This window comes from Halomonas sp. S3-1-1, from assembly GCF_023757625.1.
In the GTDB taxonomy this organism is placed as follows: domain Bacteria; phylum Pseudomonadota; class Gammaproteobacteria; order Pseudomonadales; family Halomonadaceae; genus Vreelandella.
Genome location: NZ_JALGBZ010000016.1, coordinates 1 through 1029, shown reverse-complemented (window position 1 = coordinate 1029; position 1029 = coordinate 1). Strand labels below are relative to the sequence as shown.

At 64.7% G+C, this 1029-nt stretch carries 2 protein-coding genes; both read right to left on the bottom strand.

All coding sequences use genetic code 11. The features are described 5' to 3' along the window. The coding region (locus tag MQW23_RS19375) for an adenine nucleotide alpha hydrolase family protein (protein ID WP_502800957.1) at positions 1-290 on the bottom strand (290 nt) is incomplete at its 3' end. Between the two features lie 52 nt (positions 291-342). Next, on the bottom strand, positions 343-1029 hold a 687-nt coding region (locus MQW23_RS19370; protein ID WP_252109858.1), incomplete at its 5' end, for an electron transfer flavoprotein subunit beta/FixA family protein.

Genomic DNA, 1029 nt, shown 5'->3' with positions numbered 1-1029 from the left:
TTCTTGCCCGTGGTCGAGGCGCTGGTGAGAATATGGGTGTAGTCGTCGGCCAGCGCCACGATCAGGGCACTCAGCGGCTCGGCGAGCTGGTGGGCGTAGACGGCGTTATCCGCCAGCCGAACCCGGGTGACGCCGTCGAGCTTCGCGGCCTGATCGGCGGCGGCCTGAACGCCTTCGCCGGCGATCAATACATCGATATCGCCGCCGATCTCGCGGGCGGCGGCCACCACGTGGGCGGTGGCGTCAAGCAGGTGGCCGTCGTGGAGATCGGCCAGTACCAGAATGCTCATGGAGTGTACTCCCTGGAATAACGGTGAAAGAGGCAGTCGGACGGTGGAGTGATCAAAGCACCTTCGCTTCGTTCTTGAGCTTGTCGACCAGCTCGTCGACCGAGGCCACTTTCACCCCGCCCTTGCGCTCCGCCGGCGTTTCGACTTTCACCAGGTTCACTTTTGATCCCACCTCGACGCCGTAGTCTGCCGGGGTCTTGACGTCCATCGGCTTTTTCTTGGCCTTCATGATGTCGGGAAGCTTGGCGTAACGCGGCTCGTTGAGGCGCAGATCGGTGGTGACGATCGCCGGAAGCGACAGCGACAGGGTCTGCAGGCCGCCGTCGATCTCGCGGGTGACGCTGACCTTGTCGCCGTCGACGGCGACCTTCGAGGCGAAGGTCGCCTGGGGCAGGTTCGCAAGCGCCGCGAGCATCTGGCCGGTCTGGTTGTTGTCGGTGTCGATCGCCTGCTTGCCGAGAATTACCAGCCCCGGCTGCTCCTGTTCGACCACCTTTGCCAGCAGTTTCGCCACCGCCAGCGACTCGACGCGCTGGTCGGTCTCGATCTGGATGGCGCGGTCGGCACCGAGCGCCAGCGCGGTGCGCAGCTGCTCCTGGGCGGCTTTCGGGCCAATGCTCACGGCGACCACTTCCGTGGCCACGCCCTGCTCCTTCAGGCGCACCGCCTCTTCCACGGCGATCTCGCAGAAGGGGTTCATGGCCATCTTGACGTTGGTGAGATCCACGTCCGAATGGTC